The organism is Rhodococcus sp. NPDC004095 (assembly GCF_053604015.1).
This window is the reverse complement of the sequence record NZ_JBSGGS010000002.1, coordinates 335,345-353,081: the sequence shown is the minus strand read 5'-3', so window position 1 is coordinate 353,081 and position 17,737 is coordinate 335,345. Positions and strand designations below refer to the sequence as shown.

Annotated in this window: 16 protein-coding genes and 1 pseudogene; 2 read left to right on the top strand and 15 right to left on the bottom strand. The window is 69.0% G+C overall.

All coding sequences use genetic code 11. From position 1 onward, the window contains the following. Window positions 1-7 precede the first annotated feature (7 nt). Entirely contained in the window at window positions 8-457 is a 450-nt protein-coding gene (locus ACWEPG_RS04700) for a hypothetical protein (RefSeq protein WP_450116363.1), read from the top strand. A gap of 7 nt (window positions 458-464) precedes the next feature. Here ACWEPG_RS04700 and ACWEPG_RS04695 read toward each other — a convergent pair whose 3' ends face one another. Next, window positions 465-1,421: a R2-like ligand-binding oxidase gene (locus ACWEPG_RS04695; protein ID WP_452593980.1), complete on the bottom strand. Its 957-nt coding sequence runs from the start codon at window positions 1,419-1,421 to the stop codon at window positions 465-467. A 76-nt stretch (window positions 1,422-1,497) separates the two neighbouring features. After that, complete coding sequence (locus ACWEPG_RS04690) at window positions 1,498-2,631, bottom strand: M24 family metallopeptidase (RefSeq protein ID WP_452593979.1); 1,134 nt, start codon at window positions 2,629-2,631, stop codon at window positions 1,498-1,500. Window positions 2,632-2,669: 38 nt separating this feature from the next. Between ACWEPG_RS04690 and ACWEPG_RS04685 the strand changes: the two genes are divergently transcribed. Beyond that, window positions 2,670-3,617: a 5'-3' exonuclease gene (locus ACWEPG_RS04685; protein WP_450116360.1), complete on the top strand. Its 948-nt coding sequence runs from the start codon at window positions 2,670-2,672 to the stop codon at window positions 3,615-3,617. 9 nt (window positions 3,618-3,626) lie between these two features. Here ACWEPG_RS04685 and ACWEPG_RS04680 read toward each other — a convergent pair whose 3' ends face one another. The 13 genes and pseudogenes from ACWEPG_RS04680 to ACWEPG_RS04620 all read right to left on the bottom strand — a co-directional run bounded on the left by ACWEPG_RS04680 (window position 3,627) and on the right by ACWEPG_RS04620 (window position 17,731). Continuing rightward, the gene (locus tag ACWEPG_RS04680) at window positions 3,627-4,496 is read right to left on the bottom strand and encodes a DUF4333 domain-containing protein (protein WP_450116359.1); all 870 of its coding nucleotides are present in this window, start codon (window positions 4,494-4,496) and stop codon (window positions 3,627-3,629) included. A 112-nt stretch (window positions 4,497-4,608) separates the two neighbouring features. Then, on the bottom strand, window positions 4,609-7,299 hold the full coding sequence (locus ACWEPG_RS04675; RefSeq protein ID WP_452593978.1) for a DEAD/DEAH box helicase: 2,691 nt from the start codon (window positions 7,297-7,299) through the stop codon (window positions 4,609-4,611). 108 nt (window positions 7,300-7,407) lie between these two features. Then, complete coding sequence (gene tatC / locus ACWEPG_RS04670) at window positions 7,408-8,331, bottom strand: twin-arginine translocase subunit TatC (RefSeq protein ID WP_450116357.1); 924 nt, start codon at window positions 8,329-8,331, stop codon at window positions 7,408-7,410. A gap of 74 nt (window positions 8,332-8,405) precedes the next feature. Next, a complete protein-coding gene (gene tatA, locus ACWEPG_RS04665; protein WP_450135368.1) occupies window positions 8,406-8,660 on the bottom strand; it encodes a Sec-independent protein translocase subunit TatA in 255 nt (84 codons plus the stop codon). Between the two features lie 72 nt (window positions 8,661-8,732). Next, on the bottom strand, window positions 8,733-9,701 hold the full coding sequence (locus tag ACWEPG_RS04660; protein ID WP_450116355.1) for a helix-turn-helix transcriptional regulator: 969 nt from the start codon (window positions 9,699-9,701) through the stop codon (window positions 8,733-8,735). Next, window positions 9,698-10,684 carry a helix-turn-helix transcriptional regulator gene (locus ACWEPG_RS04655; RefSeq protein WP_450116354.1) on the bottom strand — a complete coding sequence of 329 codons (987 nt, stop codon included), beginning with the start codon at window positions 10,682-10,684 and terminating at the stop codon, window positions 9,698-9,700. The genes ACWEPG_RS04660 and ACWEPG_RS04655 overlap by 4 nt, the downstream gene beginning before the upstream one ends. Before the next feature lie 26 nt (window positions 10,685-10,710). Continuing rightward, window positions 10,711-12,069, bottom strand: coding sequence for a Pup--protein ligase (pafA, locus tag ACWEPG_RS04650; RefSeq protein WP_450116353.1), 1,359 nt, complete (start codon window positions 12,067-12,069; stop codon window positions 10,711-10,713). A 195-nt stretch (window positions 12,070-12,264) separates the two neighbouring features. Further along, window positions 12,265-13,062 carry a proteasome subunit alpha gene (gene prcA / locus ACWEPG_RS04645; protein ID WP_450116352.1) on the bottom strand — a complete coding sequence of 266 codons (798 nt, stop codon included), beginning with the start codon at window positions 13,060-13,062 and terminating at the stop codon, window positions 12,265-12,267. After that, window positions 13,059-13,943, bottom strand: coding sequence for a proteasome subunit beta (gene prcB, locus ACWEPG_RS04640; protein WP_450116351.1), 885 nt, complete (start codon window positions 13,941-13,943; stop codon window positions 13,059-13,061). Before prcB ends, prcA begins: the two co-directional genes overlap by 4 nt. Continuing rightward, complete coding sequence (locus ACWEPG_RS04635) at window positions 13,940-14,134, bottom strand: ubiquitin-like protein Pup (protein ID WP_450116350.1); 195 nt, start codon at window positions 14,132-14,134, stop codon at window positions 13,940-13,942. Before ACWEPG_RS04635 ends, prcB begins: the two co-directional genes overlap by 4 nt. 151 nt (window positions 14,135-14,285) lie before the next feature. Further along, the gene (gene dop, locus ACWEPG_RS04630; RefSeq protein ID WP_450116349.1) at window positions 14,286-15,785 is read right to left on the bottom strand and encodes a depupylase/deamidase Dop; all 1,500 of its coding nucleotides are present in this window, start codon (window positions 15,783-15,785) and stop codon (window positions 14,286-14,288) included. A 200-nt stretch (window positions 15,786-15,985) separates the two neighbouring features. After that, window positions 15,986-17,250 (bottom strand): annotated as a pseudogene (locus ACWEPG_RS04625) (hypothetical protein). Between the two features lie 94 nt (window positions 17,251-17,344). Then, window positions 17,345-17,731 (bottom strand): nitroreductase family deazaflavin-dependent oxidoreductase, encoded by a 387-nt coding sequence (locus ACWEPG_RS04620; RefSeq protein ID WP_452593977.1) that lies wholly within the window; start codon window positions 17,729-17,731, stop codon window positions 17,345-17,347. Window positions 17,732-17,737: the final 6 nt, after the last annotated feature.

Genomic DNA, 17,737 nt, shown 5'->3' with positions numbered 1-17,737 from the left:
GGCAGTCATGACACGCACAGCAACTCGAGTTTCGATCCTGGTGGGGGCGGCGGCAGCCGCGCTCCTCGCGTCGGTCCCGGCGGCGCAGGCCCTGCCGCCACACCCGTTCGGGCCGCCGGCCCTGACCATCGGCTGCGCCAACCAGGGCAGCCTCATGTCGCTGACCGGGGCCACCGGGCAGTCCGGGCCCGAACCCGGAATCAACCCCGGCGAGATCCGGTTCCAGAGCTTCCCCGCCGCGCCGCCGATCCCGGCCGCCGGTCAGGTGACCGTCGCGTGGGTCAACTACGACACCGGCCAGAACGGGATCGCGAACCTCGAGGGCACCTACCCGTACTACTCGAAGACCGTGTACACCGGGCACGGCAGGGTGATGGCGACGGTGTTCGGCACGATCGACCTCGGCAGCCTGCCGCTGTGCCAGACGAACCCGACGTTCGGCAACTTCATCGTCTGACGCGTCACTACTTGGCGGCCTCCTCGAACGCCGCCGCGTCCTCGGCCCCGAAGCGATCCTCGAGCACCTCCGGGGTGTAGTCGAGGTCGATCTCCTCGACCGGGCGACCGCGCGCCGACTCGATTGCCCCGAGACGCCGCTGCGCGCGGTCCGCCGCGTAGGCCACGAACTCGTCGTTGTCGAGACCGAAGGGCTGTACCTCGAACTGGTCGTCGACCCAGTTGATCAGGCCCAGGGCAAGCGGCATGAGCTCCGCCATCCGCTGCTGGACCACATCCCAGTTGCCGTCGTCCGCGGCCACGTGCCTGCGGCAGGTGAACGTGCCCCACGCCATGTGCCTGCGCTCGTCGTTGCCGATCAGCCGGATCAACTCCACCATGCCGGGCAGGATGTTCCATTCGGTGCACACCTTCTGCCACGCGAAGTACCCGGTCAACGCGAGGCTGCCCTCGATGACGTGGTTGTAGGTCACCGACGCGCGCACCTGGTTCGCCGGGCTCGGATCCGTCTCGAGAATCCGCAGGGAGCCGGGCAGCTCCTCGTAGAACAGTTGCCGGTAGTAGGGGTTCTCGGCGACGAACGGGTGCAGGTCCCCGGTCAGGCCGACCGCGTCCATCCAGAGCCGGAACACCTGGGTGTGCTTGGCCTCCTCGAAGCAGAACTGCGTCAGATACATCTCGTCGCCGAGCCGGCCCTCCGCGGACATCGCCTTCATGAACGGCTGGATGTCCTCGGTGACAGCCTCCTCACCGGCGATGAACTGCGTGCACAGGTAGGTGGCGCTGCGCTGCTGTTCGCTGGTCAGGCCCTGCCAGTCCTTCGCATCCTGGGTGAAGTCGATCGTCAGTGGGTCCCAGAAGTGCGCGTTGCCCTTGGCGAACAGGCGCAGCGGAAAGGCGTCCCAGTTGAGCCCGCCGGACCTGATCGATCCGAAGCCCTGCCGGGTGAGCGGTGTAGCGGTCATGGCGGCACGTCCTCACGACGGAATGGATGGTGACCTGAGTCACACCCTATGCTTGTGCCGTGCCGCCGGGAGCCGACTACAGCACGGTGAGTCCGTGCGGCCGGGTGTTCATCGACTCGCACCCATCCGCGGTCACGACCACGATGTCCTCGATCCGGGCACCCCAGTCGCCACGGAAGTAGATCCCCGGCTCGATGCTGAATGCCATCCCCTCCGCCAGCTCGATCCGGTTGCCCGCGACGATGTACGGCTCCTCGTGGACCGACAACCCGATGCCATGCCCCGTACGGTGCACGAACACCTGCGCGAGCCCTTCCGCGGCGAGTACGTCCCGCGCCGCGGCGTCCACCGCTTCGGCGGTGATCCCCGGCCGGACCGCGTCCACCGCCGCCTGCTGCGCCCGCTCCAGGACCGCGAACTTCGCCGCGACCTCCGCGGACGGCTCCCCGATGCTGTAGGTACGGGTGCTGTCCGAGTTGTAGCCCGGCGCGACGGGACCACCGATGTCGATCACCACGACGTCCCCGGACTCGATGACCCGGTCGGACACCTCGTGGTGGGGGTCCGCGCCGTGCGGCCCCGACCCGACGATCACGAATTCCGGTGCGGTGTGGCCTTCCTCGACGATCGCCGAGGCGATGTCGGCGGCCACCTCGGCCTCGGTGCGGCCGGCGCGCAGGAACTCACCCATCCGGGCGTGCACCCGGTCGATCGCCGCACCCGCCCTCCGCAACGCCTCGATCTCCGCCTCGTCCTTGACCATTCGCAGTTCCCGCAACACCCCCGTCGCGAGCACCGGCGGCGCCCCGAGTGCGGTCGTCAGCGGAATCACGTGCAGCGCCGGCATCGCCTCCGCGACCGCCGTGCGACCCGGAGTCGGGAGCAGCGACCCGACGAGGGCGTACGGGTCGACGCCGTCCACCCAGTCGTGCACGGCCAGGCCGAGATCCGCGATCGCGGAGTCCGCCAGCCCGGCCAGCTCCAGCGTCGGCACCACCACCGAGGCCGCGGTGCCGTCCGCCGGGATGACCAGGCAGGTGAGGCGTTCGAACGACGCCGCCCCCGAACCCACCAGGTACTTCAGGTCGGGGCCCGGTGTGATCAGCAGTGCGTCCAGACCGGACGCCGCGGTCAGTTCGGCGGCCCGGCGCAACCGCTCGGCGTAGACGGTGGTCGGAAAGCGTGCTGCGGACTCGCTCTGTGCACTCATGACAGTCAAGGCTAGTGGTCTTTGGCAGGATGGGCGCCATGACCGGACCCCTGCTACTCCTCGACGGCGCGAGCCTGTGGTTCCGCGCGTATTACGCGCTCCCCGAATCGTTCACGGCCGCCGACGGGCGACCGGTCAACGCGGTCCGGGGATTCACCGACATGGTCGCCGCGCTGATCACCCGCCACCAGCCGAGCCGACTGGTCGTGTGCCTGGACCTCGACTGGCGTCCCCAGTTCCGGGTGGACCTGGTGCCCTCCTACAAGGCGCACCGGGTCGCCGAGGAACTCGACGCCGGACCGGACGTCGAAGAGGTGCCCGACACCCTGACCCCGCAGGTCGACATGATCATGGACGTGCTCGCCGCCGCGGGAATCGCCACCGGCGGCGCCGTCGGGTTCGAGGCCGACGACGTGCTCGGCACCCTCGCCGCCCGCGAACGCGACGACACCACCGTCGTCGTCAGCGGTGACCGGGACCTGCTGCAGGTGGTCTCCGACGACCCGGTTCCAGTGCGGGTGCTGTACGTCGGCCGGGGACTGTCGAAGGCCGAATTGTTCGGCCCCGCCGAGGTCGCCGAGAAGTACGGTGTGCCCGCGGACCGGCCCGGCCCCGGCTACGCCGAACTCGCACTGCTGCGCGGCGACCCGTCGGACGGATTGCCCGGCGTCAAGGGGGTCGGCGAGAAGACCGCGTCCACCCTGCTGCTCCAGTACGGCTCCGTCGCGGCCCTGCGCGCCGCGGTCGACGACCCGGCGTCCGGCCTCGCCAAGGGGATGCGCGGCAAGCTCACCGCGTCCGCCGACTATCTCGACGCGGCACTGCCGGTGGTGCGCGTGGCGGTCGACGCACCCGTCGAGCTGTCCGGGCCCGACACCCTGCCGACGGCACCTGCGGACCCCGACCGGCTGTCCGCCCTCGCCGAGGAACTGAAGATCGGCGCGTCGATCGGTCGCCTCACGACCGCACTCGCGGCAGCCCGGTGAGGCGAGCGGTCACCGCGAGGTGGGCCGGCTCACCTCGTAGGTGCCGTCCTCGTCGGTGAAGGTCACCGTCACCTTCTGAGGCTGGCCCTTCACCGTGAGCGTGCAGGTGAAGGTGCCGCCCTCGACGACCTCCTGGCCTGCCGGGCACACGACGTCATCGACCTCGGTGAGTCCGTACGTCCCGGTCAGCACCTGCACGACGCCCTTCTCGGCGGCCGACCGGTCCAGGGTGGTCGTCAGCCCCAGGCCGAAGCCGCGAGTGAACAGGCCGATCAAGCCGATCACCGCGACCACCGCCAAGACGCCGATCCCGATCCACAACGGCAACTTGGACTTCGGGGCGGCCGCGGCCGGCTGCGGGAACTGCCCCTGCGGATACCCGGGCTGCTGCGGATAGCCCGGTTGCGGATACTGCGCCGGGTACTGGCCGCCCTGAGGGTACTGGGGCCCCTGCGGGTACTGCGCCGGCTGCGGGTACGGAGCCTGGTATCCCGCCTGCGGGAACTGCCCTGACGTCGGCGCCTGCTGGTACTGACCGTACGGCTGCTGCCCCGGATACTGGGACTGCTGCCCGGCCGGGTACGGATACTGCTGCTGGTACTGGGCTTCCGAATACTGGGCCTGCGGATACCCGGGCTGCTGCGAATACTGGGGCGGAACGTACTGCTGCGGCGCGCTCCACGCCTGCTGGCCCCACTGCGGCGACGGCTGTTGCGGAAGCACGGTCGTCGCCGACGGCACACCCTGCGGCGCCTGTGCGGAATCGGCCGGGCGCTCGCCCTGGCCCTGCTCGGCCTGCGGCGGAGCCTGCTGACCGGAATCGGCGTCCGCGGGCGGACGGTCACCGACCGTGTCGCCACCGCTCTCCAGGCCACTCATCTGCTGCCTCCACTCGTCGCTGCTCGCACTGTCGATCCCCCGTATCCACCCCTGTACAACGAACCCCCGGGTGGCGGCAGAGCGCGAGCGAATCCAATCACACAACCGCCGATCAAGCTGCGTCGACCGCCACCACGCCGCGGCGGATCGCACCGACCGCCTTGGCCGCCGCCGACCGCACCTCCGCGTCCGGCGCGGTCTGGTGCACCTGGTCCAGCAGGTCGATCACCTGACGGCACCACCGCACGAAGTCGCCCGCCGACAACGCCTGCCCGCGGTCGCCCGCGGCCAGCAGCGCGTCGACGAGCGGTCCACCGCTCGCCCACTTGTGAATCGCGGACACGAACCCGAAGTCGGGTTCGCGGGTCAGCGGCAGCTTGTGCCGGACCTCGTCGGTGCGCAGCGCCGACCACAACTGGACAGTCTCGCCGAGCGCGTGGCGGATCGGCGCCGTCGGACCACGATCCGCCGTGGCTGCGTCCTGCCGGGACTCGAACACCAACGCCGAGACGACCGCGGCCAGTTCCGCCGGGGCAAGCCCCTTCCACGTCCCGTTGCGCAGGCACTCGGCGACCAGCAGGTCGCTCTCCGAATACAGCCGCATCAGACGGTGCCCCTGCTCGGTGACCGCGCCGTCGGATCCGGTGTATCCGCGTTCGGCGAGCAGCCGCAGAATCCGATCGAAGGTGCGGGCGAGCGAATTCGTCGTCGCCGCCACCTTCTGCCGCTTGCTGTCGATCTCCCGCGCCAGCTTGTTGTACCGCTCGCCGATCCTGCTGAGCCGATCACGGTCCGGATCGGTGTGACAGGGATGCGAGCGAAGTGCACGCCGCAACGCCGCCAGCTCATGGTCGCTCGCGGCCGGGGACTTCCGCTTCGAATAGCGTCCGGGCGCGACGATCCCGGTGCTGCGCAGCGCCGAGGCCAGATCGCGGCGGGTGCGGGCGGTGCGGTGCTCGACGTGTCGCGGCAGCCGCATACTGCCGAGTGCCTTCGCCGGCGACGGGAAGTCGGCCGCCGAGATCCGGCCCGCCCACTTGTCCTCGGTCAGCACCAGCGGCCGCGGATCACGGGGATCGGTGTCCGTCTCGAGGACGACGGCCAGACCGGACCGGCGCCCGGTCGGGATCGCGATCACGTCACCGCGGCGCAGCGAGGTCAGTGCGGTCACCGCGTCCTGCCGACGGTCGGTGCGGCCCTGCCGTTCGAGCTGCCGCTCCCGGTTCCGAACCCGCTCGCGCAGCTGCGCGTACTCGAAGAACTCACTGTCCTCCCCGCCCAACTGGTCACGCAGCTCGACGAGTCCCTGCTCGTCGCGCTCGATCGACCGGACCAGGCCGACCACCGAGCGGTCCGCCTGGAACTGCGCGAAGGATCGCTCCAGGAGCGAGCGCGCCTCGACGGCGCCCATCCGGTCGATCAGGTTGATCGACATGTTGTAGGACGGCCGGAACGAACTGCGCAGGGGGAAGGTTCGGGTCGACGCGAGCCCGGCGACCTCGGTGGCCTCGACCCCGGGCTGCCAGAGCACGACCGCATGCCCCTCGATGTCGATGCCGCGCCGCCCCGCCCGGCCCGTGAGCTGGGTGTACTCCCCCGGGGTCAGCTCGGCGTGGGTCTCGCCGTTGTACTTCACGAGTCGCTCGAGGACGACGGTCCGGGCCGGCATGTTGATGCCGAGTGCGAGCGTCTCGGTGGCGAACACCGCGCGCACGAGGCCCTTGACGAACAGTTCCTCGACCGTGTGCCGGAACGCGGGCAGCATGCCCGCGTGGTGGCCGGCGATGCCCCGCTCCAAGCCCTCGCGCCACTCCCAGTACCCGAGCACCGACAGATCGTGCTTCGGCAGGTCCCCGGTGTGCTTGTCGATGATCGCGGCGATCTCGTCGGCCTGGTCCTCGGTGGTCAGCCGCAGCCGCGACCGCAGGCACTGCGTCACCGCGGCATCGCACCCGGCCCGGCTGAAGATGAACGTGATCGCCGGCAACAGCCCTTCCGCGTCGAGGCGGGCGATCACCTCCGGGCGCGGCAGCGGACGGTTCGCCGAACTCGGCGCCGAACCGCGACCGCGGCCGCGCGGCTGCCAGGTGTCGTACCGGTCGAGGGCCTGGCGTTCCTTGAGGTGCCGGACCAGATCCCGGTCGATGACCAGCCGGGCCGTCGGATCGGCGCCTTGGGCGGTGGTGTCGAACAGATCGAACAGTCGGCGGCCGACCATCATGTGCTGCCACAGCGGGATCGGTCGCACCTCGTCGACGATGATCTCGGTGTCGCCGCGGACGGTCCCCATCCAGGCGCCGAACTCCTCGGCGTTGCTGACCGTCGCGGACAGGCTGACCAGGCGCACGTCCTCCGGCAGGTGCAGGATCACCTCCTCCCACACTGCGCCGCGAAAGCGGTCGGCGAGGAAGTGGACCTCGTCCATCACGACGTGCGACAGTCCGCGCAGGGTCGGCGAGTCCGCGTACAGCATGTTCCGGAGCACCTCGGTGGTCATCACGACCACCGGGGCGTCCGAGTTGATGCTCACGTCGCCGGTGAGCAGGCCGACCGATGCCTTGCCGTAGCGCTCCACCAGGTCGGCGTACTTCTGGTTGCTCAGCGCCTTGATCGGCGTGGTGTAGAAGCACTTGTGCCCGGACACCAGCGCGAGGTGCACGGCGAACTCGCCGATCACCGTCTTGCCCGCCCCGGTCGGGGCGCACACCAGCACTCCGTGACCGGCTTCCAGTGCCCGACACGCCTCCACCTGAAATCCGTCCAGCGGGAAGCTCAGCTGGGCGGCGAATACGTCGAGTTCCACCCCGCAAGGCTATCGACCGGGACCGTCCGCAGGAATTCACCCGCCCGCATGGGCGCGCCGACCGGCGCACCGCGGGCAAGCGCCGCGGTGCGTCCGAACGAGTGGGACCTACAACGTGTCCGAGTAGTCGTTGACCCGGCTGGGTGCGGCGATGTCGGTGGCGGCGTCGAGCGGGGACGCCTCGTCGTCGTCGAGGGCACCCCACCCCTCGGAGTCCTTACGAGCCTTCCGCCTGTCATTGAGGCGAGCGATCTGGATGGCCATCTCCAGCAGGACGGTCAGCGCCACTGCGAGCACCAGCATCGAGAACGGGTCCTGCCCCGGGGTGGCGATGGCCGCGAACACGAACATCGCCATGATCAGGCCGCGCCGCCACGCCTTGAGCTTGGCGTAGGGCAGGATGCCGACGAAGTTCAGCGCCACGATCAGCAGCGGGATCTCGAAGCTGACACCGAAGATGATCAGCAGGTTGATCACGAAGCCGAAGTACTCGGCACCGCTGAGGGCGGTGACCTGAACGTCACCACCGATGGTCAGCAGGAAGTGCAGCGCCTTGGACACCACGAGGTAGGCGAGCACCGCACCGAACACGAACAGGGCGGCGGCGGAGAAGACGAACCCGATGGCGTACCGGCGTTCCTTGGAGTACAGACCCGGCGTGATGAAAGCCCACAGCTGGTACAGCCAGACGGGGCACGCGAGGACGATGCCGGCGGTCAGCGCCACCTTGAAGCGGAGCATGAACTGCTCGAACGGCGCTGTCGCGAGGAGCCGGCACGAGCCGTCCTCGGTGAGCGCGGCCCGAGACTCCGACGGCAGCGAACAGTACGGTCCGCGGAGGATCTCGCCGAGGCTGTCGATGCCCAGGATCTGGTGCGAGTACCAGAAGAAGCCGAACACCGTTGTGACCAAGATCGCGAGGATCGACCACAGCAGCCGTGTCCGCAGCTCGTAGAGATGATCGACCAGCGACATGGTGCCGTCTGGGTTGACCCGGCGCCGACTGCGCCGCGGGTCGAAGGGGATACGCACTGATTCGGGCCCTTGGTTCTGCTCAGCTGCGCCCCGGGATGCCCATGCACCCCGGGGTCACACGGTGGTTCGTCCTACGAGGCCTTCGTCTCGGTCTGCGGGGTCTCGACCACGGTGGCCTGCACCTCCGGCGTCGCGGGCAACTGCGCAGGCGGGGCCGGGGCGGCAGCGGCGGGCGCGCCGTCGTTCTGCATCTCCTTGACCTCGCTCTTGAAGATCCGCAAGGACCGGCCCAGACCACGGGCAGCGTCGGGGAGCTTCTTCGAACCGAACAGGATCACGACGACCAGCGCCACAATGGCCCAGTGCCAGGGGCTCATTGCACCCATTTTTACCTCCAGAGATCAGTTGGCTCGATGCTACCGGACATCGGGGGTCCCGTCGGGCCCAAATGCTGGGAGTCAGCTGTCGAGCGGCTGCCGGTACATCTCCAGGGCGGCGTGCGCACGGGCCCGGATGGATTCGGACAATTCCGTCGGACCCAGTACCCGGACCCCGGTGCCGAACCCCGCCATCAGCCGGGCCATCCAGTCCAGCGACGCGTACCGCATCGATGCCTCGACCGACCCGTCCGCGGCCACCACGACGTCCGTCATCGGGTAGTAGTCCATCACCCAGGCGTGGTCCGGGGCGATCAGCAGTCGCGCCTGGGGCAGAGTTGCGTCGTCGTGGAACAGGTCGAGCGCCGAGGACTCGTCGTATGCGTCCTCCGGGACGCGCGCCGGCTCGTCGAGTTCGGTGGCCGCGTCGATCCGGTCGTAGCGGAACAGCCGGACGCCGTCGGCCTGCCGGCACCACGCCTGCAGATAGCTGTGATTGTCGACCGCGACGACCCGGATCGGATCGACGACCCGCCTGGTCACCGCGTCCCGGGATGCCGAGAAGTAGGTGATGTCGAGTGCGCGCCCGTGGCGGACCGCGGACCGCACCGCCGCGACCACCGGGCTCTCCGGACCCGGGTCCGAGACCGCCTGCGTCACCGCACCGGCGGCCGCGACTCCCGCCGCGGACTCGATCTTCGCAATTGCGCCCTGGACCGAGGACGGATCCGCGGTGCCCGGCAGGTCCCCGAGCGCACGCAGCGCGATCAGCATCGAGGTCGCCTCCGTCGAGGTCAGCCGCAGGGGACGGTCGATCCCGGCGGAGAACGTGACCGCGACGGTCTCCTCTTCGAAGGACAGGTCGATCAGGTCGCCGGGGCCGTAGCCCGGCAGTCCGCACACCCACAACTGGTTCAGGTCGGTGGTCAGCTGCGTGACCGTGACCCCCAGTTCCGCTGCGGCCTCACTCTTCGTGATCCCGGGATTGGCGACGAAGTACGGCACCATGTTGAGCAGCCGCGACAGCCGCTGCGACAGTCGCTGGCTCATCGCGCCTCACCCGCCGCGACGGTCAGCCGCGCGACGACATCCGCGCGCAGTGCCTCGGGTGCCAGCGCCACTGCATCCTCCCCATATCCCGTGATCAATCGTGCGAGCCATTCCCGGGAGCGGACCGGTACCTCCAGCACCGCACCCGCCCGGTCGCCGATCGTCATGGCCCGCGTCTGCTGACCGAGGCGACGCAGTTCCTGCGCCCGGCCGTCGCGCACCCACACCGTCGCGGTGCCGGACACGCCCGCCGTGCCGACCGCGCGACCGACGATGTCGCGCAGGTCCGTACCTTCGGGTTTGCGCACGACGCCCGTGGGACCGAACGCGGTGATCTGCTCCCCGATCCGGGACAACCGGAACGTGCGGGTGGCATCGCGGTCCTTGTCGTGACCGACCACGTACCACCGGCCGTCGTGGGTGACCACACCCCACGGCTCGAGGGTCCGTGTACGCAGCGGCGCGTTGGGGGCAGACCGGTGCTCGAAGCGGATCGCCTGACCGGCCTCGATGGCGGCCAGCACCGATTCGAGTGCCGGCTCCGAGCCACGGACCCGCGCGGGCAGTGCCGTGAACAACGAGGACGCCGACTCCTGGTCCACCGCGACGCCCGCGGCCCGCAGCTTCAGGACGGCGCCCTGCGCGGCGGACGTCAGTTCCGGGGACTCGAGCAGTCGCACCGCGATGGCGACCGCGGCCGACTCCTCGCTGGTGAGGTCGATCTCCGGCAGTGCGTACGCCTCGGGGCTGATCCGGTAGCCCTCGACGGTGCCCAACCGCGATGCCTGTCCCGTCTCGAGCGGAACCCCGAGATCACGCAGTTCGTTCTTGTCCCGCTCGAACATCCTGCTGAACGCCTCGTCGCTCACCGACTCCTTGTAGCCCGCAACGCTCTGACGGATCTTGTCCGCCGTCAGGAACTGCCGGGTCGAGAGCAGGCAGATGACTAGGTTCATCAGCCGTTCGACTTTGCTGGTCGCCACGGATCAGCAGCCTAACGGCACCGCCACTACATCGACGCGATCAGGCGCTCGACCCGCTCGTCGACGGACCGGAACGGGTCCTTGCACAGCACCGTCCGCTGGGCCTGGTCGTTGAGCTTGAGGTGCACCCAGTCGACGGTGAAGTCGCGTCCCGCGTCCTGGGCCGCGGCGATGAAGTCGCCGCGCAGCTTCGCCCGAGTGGTCTGCGGTGGCGTGTTCACCGCGGCGTCGATCTGCTCGTCCTCGGTGACCCGCTTGGCCAGGCCCTTGCGCTGCAGGAGATCGAACACGCCACGTCCACGCTTGATGTCGTGGTAGGCGAGGTCGAGCTGCGCGATCCGCGGATCGGCCAGATCCAGGTTGTGCTTGTCCTGGTACCGCTGGAACAACTTGCGCTTGATCACCCAGTCGACCTCGGTGTCGACCTTCGCGAAGTCCTGGGACTCGACGGCGTCGAGCACCCGGCCCCACAGTTCCACGACCTGCTCGACCTGAGCGTCGGGTTCCCGGTTGCGCAGGTGCTCGACCGCGCGCGCGTGGTACTCGCGCTGAATGTCCAGCGCGCTCGCCTGCCTGCCGCCCGCGAGGCGGACGGGCCTGCGGCCGGTCAGGTCGTGGCTGACCTCGCGGATCGCGCGGATCGGGTTGTCGAGCGCGAAGTCGCGGAACGAGACCCCGGCCTCGATCATCTCCAGCACCAGCGCCGCGGAGCCGACCTTGAGCATCGTGGTGGTCTCGGACATGTTCGAGTCACCGACGATGACGTGGAGCCGGCGGTACTTCTCGGCATCCGCGTGCGGCTCGTCGCGCGTGTTGATGATGGGGCGGGAACGGGTCGTCGCCGAGGACACACCCTCCCAGATGTGCTCCGCACGCTGGGACAGGCAGAAGGTCGCCGACTTCGGAGTCTGCAGAACCTTGCCCGCGCCGCAGATCAGCTGCCGCGTGACCAGGAACGGGAGCAGGACGTCCGAGATTCGGGAGAACTCCCCCGCGCGGACCACCAGGAAGTTCTCGTGACAGCCGTACGAATTGCCTGCCGAGTCGGTGTTGTTCTTGAACAGGTAGATGTCCCCACCGATGCCCTCCTCGGTGAGCCGCTGTTCGGCGTCGACGAGAAGATCCTCGAGGACACGCTCACCGGCGCGATCGTGCGTGACGAGTTGGGCCAGCCCGTCGCACTCGGCCGTCGCGTACTCCGGATGCGATCCCACGTCGAGATACAACCGGGCACCGTTGCGGAGGAAGACGTTGGAGCTCCGCCCCCACGAGACGACTCTCCGGAACAGGTATCGCGCCACCTCGTCCGGGCTGAGTCGACGGTGACCGTGAAAAGTACACGTCACCCCGAACTCGGTCTCGATTCCCATGATTCGTCGCTGCACACTTCGACAGTACAACGCCGAAGCCCTCCGCGGCCGGTGCACCGGCCATCGACATTCCGCGTGACTTCGCCGCTGCCGCCGTGCATTTCGGTGATGTCTCGGTACAGACACGACCCGTGACGAAAGACCGGGCGGTCCGGACGCGTTTCGGCCCCGGCGATGATCCACCGGGGCCGAAACGTTCGAGGGGTCGGGTCAGCCCGCGTCGGGGCCCGCCGCCGGTCCCGTGGCTTCCGTTCCCGGCTCCGGCGCGGCCTCGGCAGCCGGTGCCGCGGGTTCGGCGGGCAGCAGTGCCGACAGCGCCGCCCCGGTGATCCGCTTGAACGCGCGCCGCGGGCGGGTCTGGTCCAGCACGGCCACCTCGAGGGCACCGACCCCGATGCGCCGCCGTTCGGCCTCACCGTTGCCGGGCGGCGCGGTCCCGACCTGCAACGCGTCGACCGCGACCGCGACCGCTTCGGCCAGCGGCAGGCCCGGCCGGTACGACTCCTTCAATGCGGTCAGAATCGGCTCGGTCGCGCCACCCATCACGACGAACTGCTGCTCGTCGACGATCGAGCCGTCGTAGGTGATCCGGTACAGCTGCGCGTGGTGGTCCTGCCCCGCCCGCCCGACCTCGGCGACACAGAGCTCCACCTCGTACGGCTTCGGCTGCTCGGTGAAGATCGTGCCGAGCGTCTGCGCGTACGCATTGGCCAGGGATCTACCGGTGACGTCGCGGCGGTCGTACGAGTAGCCGCGCATGTCGGCATGCATGATGCCCGAGCGCCGCAGGCTCTCGAACTCGTTGTACTTCCCGACGGCGGCGAAACCGAGCCGGTCGTACAGCTCGCTGACCTTGTGCAGCGACGACGACGGGTTCTCCGCCACGAACAGCACACCGTCCGCATAGGTCAGCGAGATGACGCTGCGACCGCGGGCAATACCCTTGCGCGCCAGCTCCGAGCGATCCCGCATGATCTGCTCGGCGGAGGCGTAGTACGGCATCGTCACGGCGTGTCACCTGCTTCCTTGGTGCGGTCGGCGATGACGGCGCGGGCGAATTCGGCGAGCCGGCTCTCGGGAACCTCCACGGCGCCGGCGTCGGTGATCACCACCGCGGTCGGGAAGATGCCACGGGTCAGATCCGGTCCACCCGTCGCGGAGTCGTCGTCGGCTGCGTCGTAGAGCGCTTCGACGGCTGCCCGCATGGCACCCGCCTCGTCGGCGTCCGGATCGTAGATCTTCTTCAGCGCCGATTTCGCGAACAGCGAACCCGAACCGACCGCGTGGTACCCGGCCTTCTCCTCGTACCGTCCACCGACGACGTCGTAGGACACGATCCGCCCGGCCTTGGCCGGTTCCGCTCCGTCGAGGTCGTATCCGACGAGAAGCGGCACCACGGACAACCCCTGCATCGCGGCTCCGAGATTGCCCCGGACCATCGACGACAGCCGGTTGGCCTTGCCGTCGAAGGTGAGCGGAACGCCCTCGATCTTCTCGTAGTGCTCGAGTTCGACGGCGAAGAGTCTCACCAGCTCGATCGCGATGCCCGCCGTACCGGCGATCCCGGCGGCGGAGTAGTCATCGGTGACGTACACCTTCTCGACGTCCCGGCTGGCGATCAGGTTGCCCATCGTCGCGCGGCGATCGCCGGCGATGAGGACACCGCCGGCGAAGGTCAGTGCAACGATCGTCGTGCCGTGTGGGGCGATGTCCGGACGACCCGTCATCGGCTCACCCCTACCTCCGTTTGCCCCGAGATCGAATCGGTTCTCCGGCAACAGTTCCGGCGCATGGACACGCAGATGCTCGGTGAACGAGGACAGCTGCGAATCGAACCGCAGCACCCCGCCCCCCATCGTCGTACGCGTCGCCGGGGAATCCGGCGTCACTGGCCGCCCTTTTGCACGTACGCGCGCACGAAGTCCTCGGCGTTCTCCTCAAGCACGTCGTCGATTTCGTCGAGCAGGTCGTCCGTGTCCTCTGCGAGCTTCTCCCGACGTTCCTGTCCCGCACCACCGTCACCGATGGGGGCATCGTCGTCGTCGCCACCGCCGCCGCGTTTGGTCTGCTCCTGCGCCATAGCCGCCGACCTCCTCGTTGCTCTTGCACTGCATCCCGCACACCCAGTGTGCGCTCGTGCTCGGACCTTCACCCTACCGATCGCGCACGACACTGTGACGCTTCACGTCCACGACACTGCGACGTTTCTCCGTCGCGTCTTCGGGCGATTGTCAGGTCGTCAGCTGATCCACGAGGTCCGCCGCCGAATCCGCCGCCTCCAGCAGCGCCCCGACGTGCGCCTTGCTGCCACGCAGCGGTTCCAGGGTCGGGATCCGAACCAGGGAGTCCCGGCCCAGGTCGAAGATCACGGAGTCCCAGCTCGCCGCCGCGATGTCGGCACCGAATCTGCGCAGGCACTCGCCCCGGAAGTAGGCGCGGGTGTCGGTCGGCGGGTTGTGGATCGCGTCCAGCACCTGCTGTTCGCTGACCAGCCGCTCGATCGATCCGCGTGCGACGAGCCGGTTGTACAGGCCCTTGTCGAGGCGGACGTCCGAGTACTGCAGATCGAGCATGTGCAGTTTGGGCGCCGACCAGGCCAGTCCCTCACGGTTGCGGAAGCCTTCGAGGATCCGCAGTTTCGCCGGCCAGTCCAGCAGGTGCGCGCACTCCATCGGATCCCGCTCGAGCAGGTCGAGCACGGTCGCCCACTTGGCGAGGATGTCCGCGGCACGCGGATCGTCGGATCCCTCCCGCTCGATGAACGAGGCCACCCGCTCGTGGTAGATCCGCTGCAGTGCAAGACCGGTCATCTCGCGACCGTCGGAGAGCGCCACCGTCTGCCGGAGCGTCGGATCGTGGCTGATCTGGTGCACCGCGGTGACCGGCCGCGCGAGCTGAAGATCGGACAGGTCGACCCCGGCCTCGATCAGGTCGAGAACAAGGGCGGTGGTGCCGACCTTGAGATACGTCGACCATTCGGCGAGGTTCGCGTCACCGATGATCACGTGCAGGCGGCGGTACTTCTCGGCGTCGGCGTGCGGCTCGTCGCGGGTGTTGATGATGCCGCGCTTGAGCGTCGTCTCCAGCCCGACCTCGACCTCGATGTAGTCGGCCCGCTGCGAGAGCTGGAAACCGGCCTCGTCGCCGGACTGCCCGACGCCGACGCGGCCTGATCCGCAGATCACCTGACGGGAGGCGAAGAACGGTGTCAGGCCGGCGATGATCGCCGTGAACGGCGTCTCCCGCGAGCACAGGTAGTTCTCGTGGGTGCCGTACGACGCACCCTTGCCGTCCACGTTGTTCTTGTACAGCTGCAAGCGCGGTGCGCCGGGGACGCTCGAGGCGTGCCGGGCCGCGGCCTCCATCACTCGCTCCCCCGCCTTGTCCCAGATCACCGCGTCCAGTGGATCGGTGACCTCCGGGGCCGAGTACTCGGGGTGCGCGTGGTCCACATACAGCCGGGCACCGTTGGTGAGGATCATGTTGGCGGCACCGACCTCGTCGGCGTCGATCACCGGCGCCGGGCCGTTGAACCGCCCGAGGTCGAAGCCTCGTGCGTCGCGCAATGGCGACTCCACCTCGTAGTCCCAGCGGGTTCGCTTGGCCCGCGGGACGCCGGCCGCCGCCGCGTACGCGAGCACCGCCTGCGTTGAGGTCAGAATGGGGTTCGCCGTCGGCTCCGACGGGGACGAAATTCCGTACTCGACCTCGATACCGATGATCCGCTGCATGGCGTCGAGCCTAGATCCTCGGGCGCCTGTGCATCGGGGTGCCCGCCCCCGCCCCGGTGCCTGAAGCTGTTGTAGAAGGCGCGGTGCTGGATTTTCCGGCACCGGTTTAAGTGCCGATAAGTTGCGTTATGACATTATTGCAGGGTGAATTGTCGGTGCGTCTCGAGCAGAAGAAGGGTGCCGAAGGCTTCACCACATGCTCACCCGCGGCACGCCGGGTTGCCCGGGAAGGGCGGAACCCCTGCCCTGCAACCGACGCCGACCACCGCGGTCAACCGTGCGACCGGGTCGCGGATCTCGAGCGCAGGCACCAACCCGCCGCCCACCAGCGCGGCCCTCGCCTCTGGCGCGGTCGCGCGCTGGCGAGCGTGCCGCGAACCCTCGCGAACGCCACCAGTTCGTCGTACACCATCGACAGGGTCGCCTCGGTCGTCCCGTCCCCCGGCTCGAGCCCGGCGAAGTCCACACCCGTCTCGTACTCGTGCCGCAGCGCGTGTGGCCCCTGGTCGCAGCTGGGTACGTTCAGATCGATGCGAAACCCCGGCAGATCCGGTCCCGGCGGCACGATCGTCCCCACGTCGGTGCAGGCGTGGTGCGAGATGCGATCACCAAGCGCGTGGAGATAGACACCGACCCGCGCATTCCAGGCGTTGTCGCCGATCCAGGAGTCGAACTGCGACGACCGGACCGTGCCGGATACGACCTGCTCCCCCGTCTCGTTGGTGAACGGGATCGCGGCCGGCGTCACCACGCTGTACTCACCATTGATCGGTACCGGCTGCGCATCTCCGTAACACGTTGCACCAGTGGCGTAGTCGCCGCCTGCCGATGGGTTCGTGAAACCGCCCGTGCACAGTGGCGCGTCACTTCCCGGCCCCGCCATCGCCCAGCGACGAAGGTGCGTGAGCATGACCTCGTGCCGCGGATCACCGACGTCGGGATGCAGGCCGTCGGATACCGGGTCGGACGGTCCGCGCATCGTCGGCAGGAAGTGGAACAGGAACCCGCCGGTGGCGAAATGTGTCCGCACGAACCCACTGATGTCCCTGGTTGTGAGCGCCCCGGCATCGGGAACGAGCCTGCCGTCGACGTCCCGGGGCGTGAACGACCCGAGGTCGGTCGCCTCGTCGTACGCCGCGATCCAGTACGCGTCACGCTCCGAGAACCCGACGCTGCGGGCGATGATGTACGTCGAGTCCGTGTGCACCAGGCTCCGGCCACCGAGCGGCCGCCGCAAGGTGTATCCGTACACCCCGAACGCCTGCAGACCGCACACCGGCGCGTACGGATCGTCGATCGGGCAGGGCGGCGGCAGTGGACCGCAGTTGTGGACCGGAGCGCCGTCCTCCGTGTAGCAGACATCCTCGGCGAACCCCTGCGCGGACGGCGGTGGCGCCGCGACGAATGCGGCGCACGCCAACAGCACCGCGCCGATCACACCTGCTCCTCGACCGTGCGATCTCATCGAGCTGCACCTTCTTCCGAAGCGAGCAGAACACGCGCCCGTCAACCGTAGCGCGCGAGCAATGCCCCGATTCGGGTTTCGGGCGGTCCCGCCCTCACGACCTCCGCTCGAGGCGACACTGCAGGTACGCGTCCGCGTGGATCGCGCGCAACACCACGCGCACCGGCAGGGGCGCCCAGTCCGCGCGCGGGTCGCTCCGCCGTCGCGGCTCGACCAGGCTCATCAGGTGTCCCCGGGTGGTGATGTCCACGTGGCCTGCGGCGAGGATGTTGCGTGCCCAGTCACTGTCCGCACCGTAGCTGAGGCCGAAGCGGTAACCGTCGCCGTACCGGAAGCAATTGACGGGAGTCCGGTACAGCCGGCCCGTCCGGCGGCCTCGGTGCAACACGATCGCGAATCCCGGCAGCCAGCCTGCGACCGGCAGTACCAGGCGGTTGGTCACCACCCGGTTGATGCGGGCGAGCCTTCTCGGAAGTGGCACTCGGCC